Genomic DNA, 15,914 nt, shown 5'->3' on the forward strand with positions numbered 1-15,914 from the left:
AAATCACTCCTTAATCACGGCATCGATGTAGATTTCCGGTTCGATGAGCGGTTCGATTGCCTGGGTAATGAACGGATGCATCGCCTCGGCTCCAAATCCGTACGCGACGGCCACTGCGACGAGTAACAACGTCGGCACGATGAGTCGGTTCATATACGGGACGAGCGGACCGTCATAGACGCGTCTCTCTTCTCCCCAGAACCCATAGAGGAAAATCTTAATAACCGAGAACAGAACGAACAAGCTCGACAGCAAGATGAGAAGCGGGCCGAACAAGTCGCCGTCGGCCACCCCGCCTTGAACGATCAACAATTTACCGAAGAAGCCACTGAGCGGCGGAATGCCGGCGAGTGACAACGCGGCGATGAAGAACGTCCATCCGAACAGCGGGAACCGAGTGATCAATCCACCCATGTCGCGAAGTTGACCGGAACCGGTGATCCCGATCATCATCCCGACGAGCATGAACAAGGCGGCCTTGATGAGCATGTCGTGCATCAAATAGTAGAGCGCCCCTTCAAGCGACGTCTGCGTATTGAGAGCGATCCCGTAAAGGATGACGCCGACCGCGATCATGATGTTGTAGATGATGATCAACTTCACATCGTTATAGGCGATCGCCCCGGTCATCCCGATGACGATCGTCAGCACGGCGAGCACGATCAAGAACGTCTGCATGAACGACCCCGTGTCGAACAAGAGCGTGTACGTCCGTAAGATCGAATAGACGCCGACTTTTGTGAGCAAGGCACCGAACATAGCGAGGATCGGCGTCGGGGCAACGACGTACGATCCAGGCAGCCAGTAGTGCAACGGGACGAGCGCCCCTTTCATACCGAACACGATGACGAACAAGACACCGATGACGGTGATGACGTTTTGATTTTCGACGAGCGGGATCTTCTGTGCCAAGTCAGCGAGACTGAGCGTCCCGACGACGCCGTAAAGAAGTGCGACGGCCATGACGAACAGCGCCGACGCGATGACGTTCACGAGCAAGTATTTGATCGACTCGCGCAACTGGACGCCTTTCCCACCGAGTACGATCAAGACGTACGAAGAGATGAGGAAGACTTCAAAGAAGACGAACAAGTTGAAAATATCGCCCGTCGTGAAGGCGCCGTTGACACCGACGAGTAAAAATAACATCGCGACGTACACGTAGTTCGATTCATAAGCGTCCGAGAAATAATGCGTCGCAAACCAAACGATGAAGAATACGATCACCGTCGATGTTGTGACGAGAAGTGCCGACAACATATCCGAGACGAGCGTGATTCCGAACGGTGCGGGCCAATTCCCGAGGTTGACGGTCAAGATACCGTCTTGCGATACGGTGAAGACGAGCAACACCGATACCGCGAACGTGACAAGTAAAGCCCCGAGTGCCATCACACGTTGTAGGCGTACCTGTTTCGGTGCGAACATCAAAATGATAGCTGCAAGTGCAGGGATGACAATCGGAAAGATTGGTAAGTTAATCATTCGATTCCGTTCCTTTCATTTCCTCAATATTATCCGTGGTCAACTCCTGGTACGTCCGATAAGCGAGTACCAAGAAGAACGCCGTCACACCGAAGCTGATGACGATCGCCGTCAAGACGAGCGCTTGCGGCAGCGGGTCAGTATATTCCGTGACCCCGTCGACGAGGACAGGTGCCGCTCCCGTCTTCAGTCCACCCATCGTCAAGACGAGCAAGTGGGCTGCGTGACTGAGCAGGCCGGTACCGATGATGATGCGCAACAAACTCTTTGAGAGAATCATGTAGACCGCGCTCATCGTCAGTACCCCGATGATGATGCTAACGAAGATTTCCATTATTCACTCTCTCCAATCGTTTGAATGATCGTCATCGTCACACCGATGACCACAAGGTAGACGCCTAAGTCAAAAGCGATGGCCGTGTGAAGCGTCTGTTCACCAAGCAGCGGCAAATCGAACTTGTCATAAGCGTGTGTCAGGAACGGACGATCCCAAAAGATGCTGTGGAGCGATGTTAGCATCGCAATGACAAGACCGACTGCCGTCATGATCCGATAGTCGAACGGTAAGACGTTCGCAAGCGTCTTCGAGTCGAACGCGAGCAGTAACAACACGAGAGCAGCAGCCGTCATCAATCCACCGACAAACCCGCCGCCTGGAGAATAGTGCCCGGCGAAGAATAGGTTGATTGAAAACATGATGATGATGAAGAAGATGATCACCGCGGCCGTCTGTAAGATGACGTCATTCACTTGATCATTTTTCCGATTCATGTTCATGTGCTCCTTTCGTGCGTTCTGTCGTTCTAAACTTGATCATCGTATAGATCCCGATTGCCGCAACGGCAAGTACGACGATCTCGAACAGCGTATCAAAGCCCCGGAAGTCGACAAGAACGACGTTGACCATGTTCTTCCCAGCTGCCAAGTCGTAGACGTTCTCTTTATAATATTCAGAGATCGAGGACAACGACCGGTTTGATAGTGCCATGAAGCTGAGCAACATGACCGTCACCCCAACGATGACCGACACGATCGCGTTCTCCACTTTGAATTTGATGCGAACTTCTTTTCTGCTGATCTCCGGCATGTGATAGAACACGAGCAAGAACAAGGCGACCGATACCGTCTCGATGACGAGCTGCGTCAAGGCGAGGTCCGGTGCTCCGAAGAACACGAAGAACAAGGCGACCGAATAGCCGATGACCCCGAGCAAGATGATCGATGGCAGGCGTGAGCCCATGAACAGAATCGCGAGCGCCGCCAAAATGACGACCGCCCCGAGCACATATTCATACGGTGCGACAGCCTCCATCTCGCCGAACGAGAAGTTGAACAGGTCGAACCAGTACATCGAGAACAACAGCATCCCTGATAAGAACAGGAAGATGTAGATCAAGTAGGACCGGATGAATCCGGTCATGTAATTGTCTTTAAAACGGTAAGCTGCTTTGTTCGACCAGACGAGAGACCCGTCATACATGCCGTTCAGCGTCAACCGGTTCGGGATATGGTTGTAGATCCCCATCCACTTGTTGATCATGAAGAACATGAGCGTCCCGAGGGCGATAATCCCGAGCGTCATGAATAGCTCTGGAGTAAGTCCGTGCCAGAAGTAAATGTCGACTTTGACCTCTTGCCCGCTCGCGACGAGCGTCGGATAGATCGACTCGACGGCAGGCTTGATGAGCGAGTTCGACAACACGTTCGGAACGAAACCGAGGACGACGACGAGGATGGCTAAAATCGCCGGCGGAATGAGCATCCCGATCGGTGCCTCGTGCGGCTGTTTCGGCAATTCGTCGAACTTGGCTTTCCCCATGAACGTCCGCGTAAAGATGATCAAGCTGTAGATGAACGTGAACACACTCGCGATGAACGCGACGACAGGAATCAAGATCCCAATCGTATCAAGCGCGAAGAAGTCCATCGAGAACACTTTCGTCGTCGCCTTCAAGAACATCTCTTTACTGAGGAAGCCGTTGAATGGCGGTAACCCGGCCATCGACAATGAGCCGATGACGGCGATCGTGAACGTGATTGGCATGACGGTCATGAGACCGCCGAGCTTGCGGATGTCACGCGTGCCCGTCTCATGGTCGACGATCCCGACCATCATGAACAACGATCCTTTGAACGTGGCGTGGTTGATCAAGTGGAAGATGGCCGCGATCGTCGCGACCATGAAGATGTTGTCGTCGATCCCGTCATAGTGAAGCGCCGCGGCGCCAAGGCCGAGCAGCGACATGATGAGACCGAGCTGACTGACCGTCGAGAACGCGAGTATCCCTTTCAAGTCCGTCTGTTTGACGGCGTTGAATGATCCCCAGAACAACGTGAACGTTCCGACCGAGACGATGATCCATAGCCAGAGTGACGACTCTTGGAACACCGGACTCATCCGGGCGACCAAGTAGAGCCCGGCCTTGACCATCGTCGCCGAGTGCAAGTACGCACTGACCGGGGTCGGTGCTTCCATCGCGTCCGGCAACCAGATGTGGAACGGGAATTGCGCCGACTTCGTGAACGCCCCAAGCAAAATCAAAATCATGGCGGCGACGAAGAACGGACTTTCGGCGATAAGCGCCTGATTCGCGACCATGTCGCGGATGCTGAACGATCCGACGATCGACTCCAAGATGACGATCCCGCCGAGCATCGACAGACCACCGAACACGGTGATGAGCATCGACTTGCGGGCCCCATAGCGAGAGCGTTCTTTCTCATACCAATACCCGATCAACAGGAACGACGAAATCGACGTGAGTTCCCAGAACATGTACATGACGACCATGTTATCCGAGAGGACGACACCGAGCATCGCACCCATGAAGAGAAGCAAGTACACATAAAAGTGCCCGAGCGACTCTTTATCTTTGTTCAAGTAGTAAATCGAATACAGGACGACGAGCGCCCCAATCCCTGTAATGAGGAGGGCAAACAGTAGTCCAAGCCCGTCCACGTAAGCAGTAAAGTTGATCCCGAGCGACGGCATCCACTCGACCGTTTCGCTCACGACGTCTCCCGCACTCGTGATTCCGATGAAGCGGAAGAAGTAGACGAACAGGAGTACCGGGACGACCAGTACGAACCAGCCCGTATGGATCCGTTTCAACGCCCGAAACAAAAACGGGATGAACGGTGCCGCGAGGAGCGGCAATAAGATAGCTAAATGTAACACCGACAAGAAAATTCCTCCTTCGAACAGAGTCTTACAACGATGGCATCAAATATTAAGTTCATTTGACGCCATCACGTCTTCCTCATGAGTATAGCTTAAATTTTCAGGCTGTTTCCATGATAAAAGCTTCCCGCTTTTCTAGCCGCGGCTAAAAAAACCTGAACTGTTAAATATGAAGGGAGTCGACAAAAAACGACTAAAAAAAATTGAATTCGAACGCCATATGTAAGCTCTCTCAAGCCGGATTTCAAATGTGGATTCGCTTCCGTATCGATGGTAAACCTTAACCCAATTAATTCTTCGCTCGCTCACTAAACTCCTTCTTCCCTAACGAAGTAAACAAAAAACAGCCGATCGGTCTCCCAATCGGCTGTACGTTTTATTGTGCTGACGCGATAAACTCTTTAAGCGCTTCTTTTGGTTGGAAGCCCATTGTTTTCGAGACAGGTTGTCCGTCTTTGAACATCATGAGTGTCGGAATGCTTTGGATTTGGAAAGCGCCCGCTACTTCAGGGTTTTCGTCAACGTCGAGTTTAACGATTTGGACTTGGTCGCCCATCTCTTGATCGAGTTCTTCAAGAACCGGTGCGATCATGCGGCACGGTCCACACCATGCTGCCCAAAAATCAACGAGGACGACGCCCTCTTTCACTTCTTGTTCAAATGTTTGAGTCGTTGCATGTTTAATAGCCATTTGGTAAATACCTCCCCAGTAAGATGAGACAGTTCAATTAAGAACTCTCTTGCATTTCATGTTCAGAGTATACCACGGAGGGTAACTTTCCCCAAACGTTATGCCCATCAGCTATTGACGAGGTGTTTTCGGAACTCTTCCGTCAAGAGCGGCACGACATCGAACAAGTCGCCGACGATGCCGTAGTCGGCCACGCTGAAGATGTTCGCTTCCGGGTCCTTGTTGATCGCGACGATGACTTTGGCGTTGCTCATCCCGGCCAAGTGTTGAATCGCCCCAGAGATCCCGCAGGCGATATAAAGGTCCGGCGTGACGACTTTACCAGTCTGACCGATTTGGAGTGCATAGTCGCAATAGTCCGCGTCACAGGCTCCACGTGAAGCACCGACCGCGCCGCCGAGTAATTCAGCGAGTTCTTCGAGCGGTTTGAATCCGTCCTCGCTCTTGACGCCACGTCCTCCGGCGACGATGACTTTCGCTTCCGCGAGATCGACTTTGCCGGTCGCTTTACGGACGACTTCTTTGACAATCATAGCAAGGTCTTTCAATTCGACGGCTGGCGTCTCGACCGACACGCTCGCCCCCGCTTGACGTGGAAGTGCGTCGATGTTGTTCGGACGGATCGTGAAGAACATGACCGAATCTTTGAACTTCACTTTCTCGAACGCTTTACCCGAGTAGATCGGACGGACGAATTCGGCGTCTCGCCCTGAGCCTTCGATCGAGACGACGTCACTGATGAGACCGGCGTCAAGACGGGCCGCGAGTTTCGGTGCGATATCTTTTCCGAGTGCAGTGTGACCGAGGACGATCATGTCCGGTCCTTCTTGGTCGATGATTTGGCGGAGCACTTGGCCGTAACCGTCCGGCGTGTAATGTTTGAGTCGCTCGTCTTCAATGACGAGGACGCGCGCTGCGCCGTACTCCCCGAGTTCAGTCGCGAGTGCTTTGACGTCATCCCCAATGACGACTGCCGTCACGTCGTCCGTCAGTTGTTTCGCTGCGGCGATCGCTTCAAATGATACGTTCCGTAACGCGCCTTCGCGCGCTTCTGCGAGTACTAAAGCTTTCATATGTGATGTCCCCCTTAAATGACTTTGGCTTCCGTGCGAAGTAATTGAACGAGCTCGCTCACTTGTGTCGACGTGTCCCCTTCAAGGATACGTCCCGCTTTCTTCTCTTCCGGCAAGAACCGTTCAATCGTCTCGATTTTCGCGCCGATCTCGTCTTCATCGAGGTCAATGTCTGACAACTCGAGTTCTTCGAGCGGCTTCTTCTTCGCTTTCATGATGCCAGGAAGGCTTGGATAGCGCGGTTCGTTCAACCCTTGTTGTGCCGTCACGAGGAGTGGGAGATTGACTTCGATCACTTCGGTGTCCCCTTCGACGTCACGTGTGACCGTCGCCGTCGTGCCGTTGATGTCGAGCTTCGTGATCGTCGTCACGTAGTTCATGTCCAAAAGTTCCGCGACACGTGGCGCCACTTGTCCGCTGCCGCCGTCGATGGCGACGTTACCGGCGAAGATGAGGTCAGGTGCTTGCTCTTTCAAGTATGTGGCGAGCACTTTCGAGATCGTCACGTGATCCGCGTCCTCGACATCGTCCTCGATCGAGATGCGGACCGCTTTGTCTGCCCCCATCGCGAGCGCCGTCCGTAGTTCTTTGTCCGCGTCGTCCGGTCCGACCGTCACGACCGTGACTTCTCCCCCGAGATCGTCACGCTTGCGGATCGCTTCTTCGACCGCATACTCGTCGTATGGGTTGATGATGAATTCGGCACCGTCTTCTTGGATCTCCCCGTTCTCAAGTTGGATCGCTTCTTCTGTATCGAACGTACGCTTCAGCAACACAAAAATATTCATCGTAGTTCCCCCTTTAAGTTGTTCGCACCATCATTCATGAATCAGCATTCATTTTTTGAGCTAGCGAGAGGGCTTACGGTTAAGCAAGCCCTTTTTTCAACATATGGTGTACTTTCGGTAACGTCGACATCAAGTCGTACTTGAAGCCGCTCGCCATCCAACTCGTGACCACTTCATCGATCGTGCCGAAAATCATTTGTCGCGCCAGCCGGTAGTCGAGGTCCTGGTCAAACTCCCCGGTCTCGATGCCGTGCTTGACGACCGCATCGATCAAGTTCAAATACGGCTTCAACACTTCACTGATTTTTTGGCGGAGCGCCAAGTTCGACTGTCTGAGCTCGATTTGCGTCACGACGGCGAGGTCGTAGTCGACCGACAGCTGCTTGAGATGCGACTCGATCAACTGGTACAGCTTGTCGCCTGCCGTCGTCTCCTGCTCGATCTGTTGCTTCGAGTAGTCGATGAACAGGCCCATCTTCGTCTGGAACAGTTCGATCAACAGATGCTCCTTATTTTTGAAGTACAAATAAATCGTTCCGTCCGCGACACCAGCCTCTTTGGCGATGGCTGTCACCTTTGCACCGTGATAACCATGGTCCGCGATCACTTTCACTGCCGCATCGATAATGCGGTCACTTTTTGATACATTCTTTTTCATAGACACCCATGCTCCTTATTGCTGCAGAAAAATGAATGATGGTTCATTCATTTATTATTCTATCATGTCAAAGAGAGGTGTCAACTGCTTTGTTTCACTTGTTTCGCCTTCTCTTCGTCGACGAGGACGCGGCGCAGGATCTTACCAACGAACGTCTTCGGCAACTCGTCACGGAATTCATACAGCTTTGGTACTTTATACGCCGCGAGCTTTTCACGGCAATGCTTGTCGAGCTCATCTTCGGTCACATTTACCCCGTCCCGCGTGACGATGAACGCTTTGACCGTCTCACCGCGGTACGGATCCGGCACACCAATACAGACCGCTTCCTTAACGGCCGGATGTTCGTACAGCACTTCTTCGATCTCGCGCGGATAGACGTTGAAGCCGCCGGCGATAATCATGTCTTTCTTCCGGTCGACGATATAGAAGAACCCGTCCTCGCCCATATAGCCGAGGTCACCGGTCGCGAGCCATCCATCTTTCAAGACGGCCGCCGTCTCTTCTGGTTTTTGCCAGTAGCCTTTCATGACTTGCGGTCCATTCAGGAACACTTCGCCGATTTCACCGACTTCAGCCGGTGTCTCGCCGTCTGCCTTTACAATTTTAGCAGAAGTATCGGATAACGGCACCCCAATCGAGCCGACGATGCGTTTATCCCACAAGAAGTTGGCGTGCGTCACCGGTGACGTCTCGGACAAGCCGTATCCTTCGACGATGCGCCCGCCCGTAATGTCCTCGAACTGTTCTTGCACTTCGACCGGGAGTGGAGCCGATCCTGATATACACGCCTCAATCGAGGACAAATCGTATTTCTTCAGTTTCGGGTCATTCAAGATGCCGACATACATCGTCGGTGCGCCTGGGAAGAAATGTGGTTTCTTCTTATTGATCGTCTTCAAGACGTCGGTGACGTCAAAGCGCGGCACGAGAATGAGTTCATACCCGTTCGCCATCCCGAAGTTTAAGCAACACGTCATGCCGTAGACGTGGAAGAACGGGACGACGCTCAAGACGCGCTTCTCGTCACCGCGGTTATATTTATAGAAGAAGTTCGAAATTTGGTCGACGTTCGCCGTCAAGTTGAAATGCGTCAACATGACGCCTTTCGGCAGTCCGGTCGTCCCGCCCGTGTATTGGAGCACAGCGACGTCTTGTTTCGGGTCGATCTCGATCGGTTTGACCGGTCCAAAGTTCTTGAAGTCCTTGAACGCGACCGAACCCGTCGTATCGATGACGATATTGTTCTCACGTTTCACTTTGATCGGGTACAGCTTATTTTTCGGGAATGGCAGGTAGTCGGCAATACTCGTCGTGACGATCGTTTGAATGTCCGTCTTCTCTTTCACCCGGAGCGACTTCGGATAGAGGAGATCGAGCGTGATGACGATCTTCGCGCCGGAATCGGTGATCAAGTTTTCAAGCTCGTGCTCGGTGTAGAGCGGGTTCGTCTGGACGACAGTCCCACCGGCATACAGGACGGCGTAGAACGAGATCACGTACTGTGGACAGTTCGGGAGCATCAGGCTGACCCGGTCCCCTTTTTGCAACCCTCTCGACTGCAACATCGTCGCCAAACGGTGGGCCGCATCATCGATTTGGGCAAACGTCAAATCCTTGCCGATAAACGAGACGGCGGTCCGGTCCGGGAAATCTTTAGCGGCGCGGCTGAGTGCCTCATAGAGTGGTTTCACCTCGTAGTCAATCGTTTCAGGCATGTCAGCTGGATAATCTTGTAACCACGGTTTTTCCATTGATTCTCCTCCTTAGAATGAATAGCCATTCATTTAATTCCATTATAATGCTAAGAAAACGCTTTCATCTACCCTTTACCCGATAATTTTCAGAAAATATCGAAAAAAAGTGCATGGATTCAAAAATCCATACACTTTAGACGCGTCTGAAGTACGCTTCAGTTTGCTCTTCATTCCCAATTTTTTCATCCAAGCGGGCAATCAACTCTTCTTCTTTCTCGATCGTCGAGAAGTCGATCCCGAGCCACGCCTCCATCTCGGGACGAGAGAACGCGTATGTCCGGTTCGGGAACGCGAAACGGACGATCTCCGTATTTTGTACGAGCGTGAAATACGTCGCCGCGTTACGGATGGCGAGTTGCTCCTGCTCGATGCGCTCAATCTCCGGATCATGATAACGGACGGTCAAGCCATAGGGACGTTTTTTCGTCTGCAGCTCAATCGACTTATAACAGTTGTGCATCGGCAACGTCTTGGCGATGCCGACGACAGCGTTGATATCGCCGACGTATGTGCCCTCGTATTGAAAGGCACTCGGGGGCCGCTTCGAGGGATCACTACACCCTGAAAGTACAAACAACAATGCGACGACTAACAGACTGAACCGTTTCATGATACGTCCTCCTTAAGATTTGAGTTGCAGGTTGAAGCGATAGAGCAAACGTTTGGCGAGCAAGTGGGCGAGGAAGCCGCCAATTAAGAAGCCGACGACGTAAAGGATGCTGTTCGTCGAATACGCGATATTCGCTAAGATAATCCCACCAAGCATAGCGAAACAAAGTACCATCATCAGATGAACGAACCAGAGCCAGTTCGAGAACATGAAGAAGCGGCCGTTGTTCTCTTGCGGGGCCCGGTTGAATGTAAGGAGTCCGAGTCCAAACGATAGGACAATAAAAGCAAGTACGCTTAATGGAGCAACGGCTAGGAACTCTTGCCACACGCTGTTGTCTGTATATAGGTTATACGTGTCGACGTTAATTACATTCGCAAGCGGTGAAATCACGCGCAAGAACACACTTTCAATCGCACGTTCGAATACACTATATACACCCTCTGTATTTTGAGTGAACGATATGACCGATCCTTGAATCAGCAATAAGATGCCGACAGGGAACAATAGTGCGACGACCGACCAGAGCACTTGCGAGATTGCCTCCCCACCAAACGAACCCATCCATAACGCCAACGAGAAAACAGCAATTCCGGTCAATAGCATAAAACCAACGAGCGCTGCGACTTTCAACGAATGTCCTTCAATTAAGAACGAATAGCGTGACGCATGGATCATCCAAAGCATGAGCGGTCCACCAAGGAGTGTCGAGACGACGATGCCGCTCGTCCCAATCAACCATTTCGATATGTACAACTGGTTCCGGTTGAACGGGAGGGACATCGCAAAGTCAGACATTTGGCTGTTGCGTTCACTGCCAATCAAGACAGACGCCATCAAGAAGCCGAAGATGATATAGAGAAAGATGACTCCACCATACGGGATGAGTGTCTGTAAATCGCCAATCCAGTAACTAGATTGCGGGTTGAACAACTCTTCAACTGATGCGTTCGACGCATCACCATTAAACCACTCGGCATACTCGTCCGGATTCATTTGAATGTCCTGAACTTGTTCATCGAACGACTGCATTTGTGTCCACACCGGGAGCGTGTACGCGACAATCCCAAGGAAGACAAGCAAAATCCATAACAACGAAACTTGTTTCCAATCTTTTTTCAACAACACGTTAAATGACACTTGCCTCACCTCCTAATTGGACACGGAAGATGTCTTCGAGCGACATCGGAATCTCTTCGACGAGCATCGGGTCGTGGGCGTCGACGAACGCGTCGAGCTCTTGTGTCCGTTCTTTCGCCATGAACAAGACGACGCGTCCCGTCACGTTGATGATTTCAATATCTTTTCGTTCGAGCAGTTCGACCGGTACTTGGTCGTTGAAGACGACTTGCAGCTTGACGCTCGACTCGCGCGCCTCTTCGAGCGACATGATCGCTTTGACCCGTCCCTTCTCAATCATGATGATGCGGTCGGCGATCCGTTCGAGCTCGTGCAACTGGTGGCTCGAGACGATAATCGAGCAGTTGCGCGCCTCGACTTGGGCGATCATCAATTTCAAGACGTCGGACTTGGCGACGACATCGAGTCCATCAGTCGGCTCATCGAGCAGGTAATAGCTCGCTTTGACGGCGAAGGCGAGCGACAGCGTCACCATCGCCTTTTGCCCTTTTGACAGTTGGCGGATCTTTTTGTTGCCGATGTTGTAGCGCGTGAGCGTCTCAGTGAACGCGGCCCGGTCGAACGACGGATAGATCGAGGCGTATAAATCCATCGCCTCGTTGACGGTGTAATGTTTGAGCGCGTCGGCTGAATCCGGAACGAAAATGACGTCCCGTTTCAATTCAGCTTTCTCAAAAATACTCGACGGTCCGTAGCGGACGTCCCCGGTGTCGGGTCTGATGATGCCGACCATCGTCCGCAAGAGTGTCGTCTTGCCAGCCCCGTTACGACCGACGAGGGCGATGATCTCTCCTGGTCTGACCGAGAAGTCAATCGCATCAAGCACGGTCTGGCGGTCGATTTTCTTACTCAGTTGCTGTACTGTCAGCATGGTTCTCCCCTACTTTCTTATACTCTGTCTCAAATATCGTTATCGCCTCATCAAGCGCCACATTCGCATAATGGCAGTCGATGGCGAGTTTCTTAATCGCAACTATGACCGGTTCACGCGACACGCTTTGGTCAACCCAGTCTTTCGAGACGAACGTCCCGCGCCCGCGATGCATCTCGAGCAAACCGAGCCGCTCGAGTTCTTGGTACGCCTTGCTGACGGTATTTGGATTGATGACGAGGTCCGTCGCGAGCTCACGGACCGACATGACTTTGTCGCCCGGTCGTAAGATGCCGCGGATGACGAGCGCTTTCGTCTGATTGACGATTTGTTCATATAATGGTTCCGCACTTTTCATATCGATCTTATATAACATAGGTCACACCCTCTCTTGTAAACGTGGTATAAGTGTATTATATGTATTAGTACACGTAAAAGCAATAGTTCTTAGAGGGCACTTTCAGTTTACAGGAAATTGGGAATAAATAGAATACGACTTTGGACCGAGACGGGATTCGGTCTTTTCGGGTACATTGTAGTAGAGGTGAACAGAAAATGAAGAAAAGGTTGTTAATTGGCGCAGTCGGCTTGCTCGTCGCCGGATCGATGTACGGGAGAAGCGAAGCGACGGAGCGCTATACAGACTACATCTATGACACGTACGGGGAGCGTGTCGATGTCGACGTATCACAGGACTGGAAACTGACTGGATACAAGGCGACGTTCAAACTGGAGACGACACCGCTTCGCGGGACGTATTCCGCGCGGACGTATGGGGACGGCACGATCCAGGACGATGTCATGCCTGCCTACTGGGTAAAAGAAGCCGAGACGACGCTACACGACCGACTCGTCACCGCGAACGTCTTGTCACGTGAAGAGACGGTCCGGGCGAACGTACCGGAAGACGCGGTGCGAATGCGCGACGTAAATACAAAGAAACCGACGTCTATCTTCGAACTGAATCCAGAGACGTTTTTAGGCGCTTCCGTCATGCTGCATGAAGCATGGGACAACACCAATGAACAGAAACAGCGCGTGCTCGACATCATCCGTCTGCTCGAGGACGACGTGGAGTCGATCCATTTCTCGTTCGACGGGACTCCGAACGAGGATGACGACTTCACCGAGCGCTATTTGAACGTATCACGAACGCCCCAAGCCGGCGATCCGTCGTTCAATTCACTCCAAACGATCGACGACTTGAACCGCCACGACCGCTTATACGGCTTTGACAAGACGACGTTCATCAGCGAATACCGATTTGACGGGACAAAAATCGAGCGAGACACTGCCGACTAATCCGGTAGTGTCTTTTCTCGAGTCGTCTTGCTTTACAGAATCAAATAGACTTGCTAACATTTGACTTGTCAATGATTGATGAGTCAAACATGAAAGGTGGGACGCAATGGAACTACGAGACATGAGTCGATTACTTTATCAAATCAAACTCGCCGACCAGCGCGTCGCGACATCGTTCGAGCGCGAGACAGGCTTCAGCCTGACCCGCTACGAGATGCTCATGATCGTCAACGACAAAGGCGTCTGCTCGCAAAGCGAGATCCAACAAGAGATGAAGATCGACAATGCGGCGATCACCCGTCACTTGAAGATCCTCGAGGAGAAAGGCCATGTCCAACGTGAACGGAACGTCGCGAACAACCGCGAAGTGTTCGTCCGCTTGACGGAGACAGCGACACGCGAGTTGCAGCACTGTGAACAAAACCATGATCAGACGAACCATTTGATCGCCAAAGTATTATCGGAGTCGGAGATGCAACAGCTATCCACCCTGCTACAAAAATTAAACAACATTTAAAGAGAGAAAGAGGAGATTACCCATGGCAACTACATTTGAAAATAACACATTAACGGACGTAATGCTCGACAGAAAATCAATTCGCGTCTATGACGAAACGGTCAAAATTCCACAACTCGAAATGCTCGAGATGATCCAAGAAGCGACGACGGCTCCGTCGTCAGTCAACATGCAACCATGGCGCTTCGTCGTCGTCGAGAGCCCGGAAGCAAAAGAGACGCTCAAACCGCTCATCCGCTTCAACGTTCGTCAAAACGATACGTCGGCCGCGATGCTTCTCATCTTCGGTGACATGGAATGCTACGAGCTCGGCGAAACAATCTACGATCAAGCCGTCGCTGAAGGCAAGATGCCACAAGAAGTACGCGACCAACAACTCGACGCTATCATTCCTTACTACAAAAACTTGTCGAAACAAGAGATGAACGACATCGTCAAAATCGACTCAAGTCTCGCTGCGATGCAGTTCATGCTCGTCGCCCGTGCCCACGGTTACGACACGAACCCGATCGGTGGGTTTGAGAAAGACCAGCTCGCTGAAGCATTCGGTTTAGACAAAGACCGTTACGTGCCGGTCATGATTCTCTCGGTCGGTAAAGCGGCAGAAGCAGGCTACCAATCGGTCCGTCTCGACGCAGAAACGATCACAAACTTTAAATAATCGGAGGAATTCAACATGATCTTAGTGAATGCCATTTTTGATGTGAAAGAAACGGAATTTGACAACTTCTTAGCCGATATCAACAAGCTCATCGACTCGTCGAAACAAGAAGACGGTTGCTTGAGCTATGAATTGTTCCAATCGACATCGTCGGAGAACCGTTTCGTCATGATCGAGAACTGGGCCGACCAAGCGGCAATCGAACGCCACAACCAAAACCCGGACTTGATCGCTTTCGCCCAAAACGTAGCCAACTACGTGACGGCGAAACCGGTGCTCCATGTGACGGAAGTCGCTTCGACCAACTAACATGTCTTCGCTCACACTCGTCCTCGGAACGCTCGTCGCGCTCGAATTCTTCTACATCTTGTATTTAGAGACGTTCGCCACTCGTTCGAAAACGACGGCTCGCGTCTTCAACATGACGGAACAAGAGCTCGCGCGCGACTCCGTGTCGGTGCTGTTCAAGAACCAAGGCGTCTATAACGGATTGATTGGTGTCGGATTGTTATACGGTCTGTTCGTGAGTCAATCGATTGAAATCGTCACGATGATCCTCATCTATATCGTGCTCGTCGCTTTGTATGGCAGTGTGACAAGCAATAAAAAGATCATCCTCACGCAAGGCGGATTGGCGATTTTAACGCTGTTGTCCATGCTACTGTGATACCAAAAAGTTCTCCCTCCAATTCTTTGGAAGGAGAACTTTTTTAATGGTGCGGTTCTGTCACCGCTTCGACCGGTGCAGCCCCTTCATATAAAGCGGCCCATTCGGCTTCCGTCAACTTTCCGACGATGAACTGCTTCGCCGGGAAGATGGTCGAACCGTCCGCCTGGGCATGGACGCGGGCGATGTAGAGCCCGTCCTCTTTGACGGACGTCGTCAGTTCGTACGTGCCGTCATCGAGACGTGCCGCCTCCTGCATCCCGTAAGATAACGTCCCGTCCACTTTTTGTAATTCAAGATGCACGAAGTCTGGTGAGACGCTATCCTGTTTCGTCAAGCCGATTTCAAACGTGATCGGCTCTCCCGCTTCGACGACTTCTGGAAAATCAAGCGTCGCTTGGAGCGGCGTCTCTTGTTTGTACAATTCACTTGCACTTGAATCGACCGCACAAGCCGAAAGTACCGTCATCGCCAACATACTAAAAATAATGAGTAATCGCTTTCGCTTCATCT

General features: G+C 51.8%; 19 protein-coding genes. 5 read left to right on the plus strand and 14 right to left on the minus strand.

Annotation, left to right across the window (positions count from 1 at the left end):
* Positions 1-3: 3 nt before the first annotated feature.
* The 13 genes from EVJ22_RS05775 to EVJ22_RS05835 form a co-directional block, all read right to left on the minus strand.
* Positions 4-1,485, minus strand: coding sequence for a Na+/H+ antiporter subunit D (locus tag EVJ22_RS05775; protein WP_131443462.1), 1,482 nt, complete (start codon positions 1,483-1,485; stop codon positions 4-6).
* Positions 1,478-1,819: a Na(+)/H(+) antiporter subunit C gene (locus tag EVJ22_RS05780; RefSeq protein ID WP_071399343.1), complete on the minus strand. Its 342-nt coding sequence runs from the start codon at positions 1,817-1,819 to the stop codon at positions 1,478-1,480. The genes EVJ22_RS05775 and EVJ22_RS05780 overlap by 8 nt, the downstream gene beginning before the upstream one ends.
* The gene (locus tag EVJ22_RS05785; RefSeq protein ID WP_131443463.1) at positions 1,819-2,256 is read right to left on the minus strand and encodes a Na(+)/H(+) antiporter subunit B; all 438 of its coding nucleotides are present in this window, start codon (positions 2,254-2,256) and stop codon (positions 1,819-1,821) included. The genes EVJ22_RS05780 and EVJ22_RS05785 overlap by 1 nt, the downstream gene beginning before the upstream one ends.
* On the minus strand, positions 2,240-4,669 hold the full coding sequence (locus EVJ22_RS05790; RefSeq protein ID WP_131443464.1) for a Na+/H+ antiporter subunit A: 2,430 nt from the start codon (positions 4,667-4,669) through the stop codon (positions 2,240-2,242). The genes EVJ22_RS05785 and EVJ22_RS05790 overlap by 17 nt, the downstream gene beginning before the upstream one ends.
* A gap of 373 nt (positions 4,670-5,042) precedes the next feature.
* Entirely contained in the window at positions 5,043-5,357 is a 315-nt protein-coding gene (gene trxA / locus EVJ22_RS05795; protein WP_131440988.1) for a thioredoxin, read from the minus strand.
* A gap of 107 nt (positions 5,358-5,464) precedes the next feature.
* A complete protein-coding gene (locus EVJ22_RS05800) occupies positions 5,465-6,430 on the minus strand; it encodes an electron transfer flavoprotein subunit alpha/FixB family protein (protein ID WP_131443465.1) in 966 nt (321 codons plus the stop codon).
* A 14-nt stretch (positions 6,431-6,444) separates the two neighbouring features.
* Complete coding sequence (locus EVJ22_RS05805) at positions 6,445-7,218, minus strand: electron transfer flavoprotein subunit beta/FixA family protein (protein ID WP_131443466.1); 774 nt, start codon at positions 7,216-7,218, stop codon at positions 6,445-6,447.
* 79 nt (positions 7,219-7,297) lie between these two features.
* Positions 7,298-7,876: a fatty acid metabolism transcriptional regulator FadR gene (locus EVJ22_RS05810; protein WP_070327744.1), complete on the minus strand. Its 579-nt coding sequence runs from the start codon at positions 7,874-7,876 to the stop codon at positions 7,298-7,300.
* 80 nt (positions 7,877-7,956) lie between these two features.
* A complete protein-coding gene (locus EVJ22_RS05815) occupies positions 7,957-9,630 on the minus strand; it encodes an AMP-binding protein (RefSeq protein ID WP_071399338.1) in 1,674 nt (557 codons plus the stop codon).
* A gap of 136 nt (positions 9,631-9,766) precedes the next feature.
* Positions 9,767-10,243: a DUF4825 domain-containing protein gene (locus EVJ22_RS05820; protein ID WP_131443467.1), complete on the minus strand. Its 477-nt coding sequence runs from the start codon at positions 10,241-10,243 to the stop codon at positions 9,767-9,769.
* A gap of 12 nt (positions 10,244-10,255) precedes the next feature.
* Entirely contained in the window at positions 10,256-11,383 is a 1,128-nt protein-coding gene (locus EVJ22_RS05825) for an ABC transporter permease subunit (protein ID WP_131443468.1), read from the minus strand.
* Positions 11,373-12,254, minus strand: coding sequence for an ABC transporter ATP-binding protein (locus EVJ22_RS05830; protein ID WP_131443469.1), 882 nt, complete (start codon positions 12,252-12,254; stop codon positions 11,373-11,375). Before EVJ22_RS05830 ends, EVJ22_RS05825 begins: the two co-directional genes overlap by 11 nt.
* On the minus strand, positions 12,229-12,630 hold the full coding sequence (locus EVJ22_RS05835) for a GntR family transcriptional regulator (RefSeq protein WP_131443470.1): 402 nt from the start codon (positions 12,628-12,630) through the stop codon (positions 12,229-12,231). The genes EVJ22_RS05830 and EVJ22_RS05835 overlap by 26 nt, the downstream gene beginning before the upstream one ends.
* Positions 12,631-12,809: 179 nt before the next feature.
* Between EVJ22_RS05835 and EVJ22_RS05840 the strand changes: the two genes are divergently transcribed.
* The 5 genes from EVJ22_RS05840 to EVJ22_RS05860 all read left to right on the plus strand — a co-directional run bounded on the left by EVJ22_RS05840 (position 12,810) and on the right by EVJ22_RS05860 (position 15,401).
* A complete protein-coding gene (locus EVJ22_RS05840; protein ID WP_131443471.1) occupies positions 12,810-13,556 on the plus strand; it encodes a hypothetical protein in 747 nt (248 codons plus the stop codon).
* Between the two features lie 106 nt (positions 13,557-13,662).
* Positions 13,663-14,073, plus strand: coding sequence for a MarR family winged helix-turn-helix transcriptional regulator (locus EVJ22_RS05845; protein WP_071399332.1), 411 nt, complete (start codon positions 13,663-13,665; stop codon positions 14,071-14,073).
* A gap of 22 nt (positions 14,074-14,095) precedes the next feature.
* Positions 14,096-14,734 carry a nitroreductase family protein gene (locus tag EVJ22_RS05850; RefSeq protein ID WP_071399331.1) on the plus strand — a complete coding sequence of 213 codons (639 nt, stop codon included), beginning with the start codon at positions 14,096-14,098 and terminating at the stop codon, positions 14,732-14,734.
* Positions 14,735-14,749: 15 nt separating this feature from the next.
* A complete protein-coding gene (locus tag EVJ22_RS05855) occupies positions 14,750-15,043 on the plus strand; it encodes a putative quinol monooxygenase (protein WP_071399330.1) in 294 nt (97 codons plus the stop codon).
* A 1-nt stretch (position 15,044) separates the two neighbouring features.
* Positions 15,045-15,401 carry a DUF1304 domain-containing protein gene (locus EVJ22_RS05860; RefSeq protein ID WP_131441014.1) on the plus strand — a complete coding sequence of 119 codons (357 nt, stop codon included), beginning with the start codon at positions 15,045-15,047 and terminating at the stop codon, positions 15,399-15,401.
* Positions 15,402-15,444: 43 nt separating this feature from the next.
* Here the strand turns inward: EVJ22_RS05860 and EVJ22_RS05865 are convergent, their stop codons facing one another.
* Positions 15,445-15,912, minus strand: a complete 468-nt coding sequence (locus EVJ22_RS05865; protein WP_071399322.1) for a hypothetical protein — start codon at positions 15,910-15,912, stop codon at positions 15,445-15,447.
* Between the last annotated feature and the right edge of the window lie 2 nt (positions 15,913-15,914).

The organism is Exiguobacterium sp. SH0S7, from assembly GCF_004337195.1.
Lineage (GTDB): Bacteria > Bacillota > Bacilli > Exiguobacteriales > Exiguobacteriaceae > Exiguobacterium > Exiguobacterium aurantiacum_A.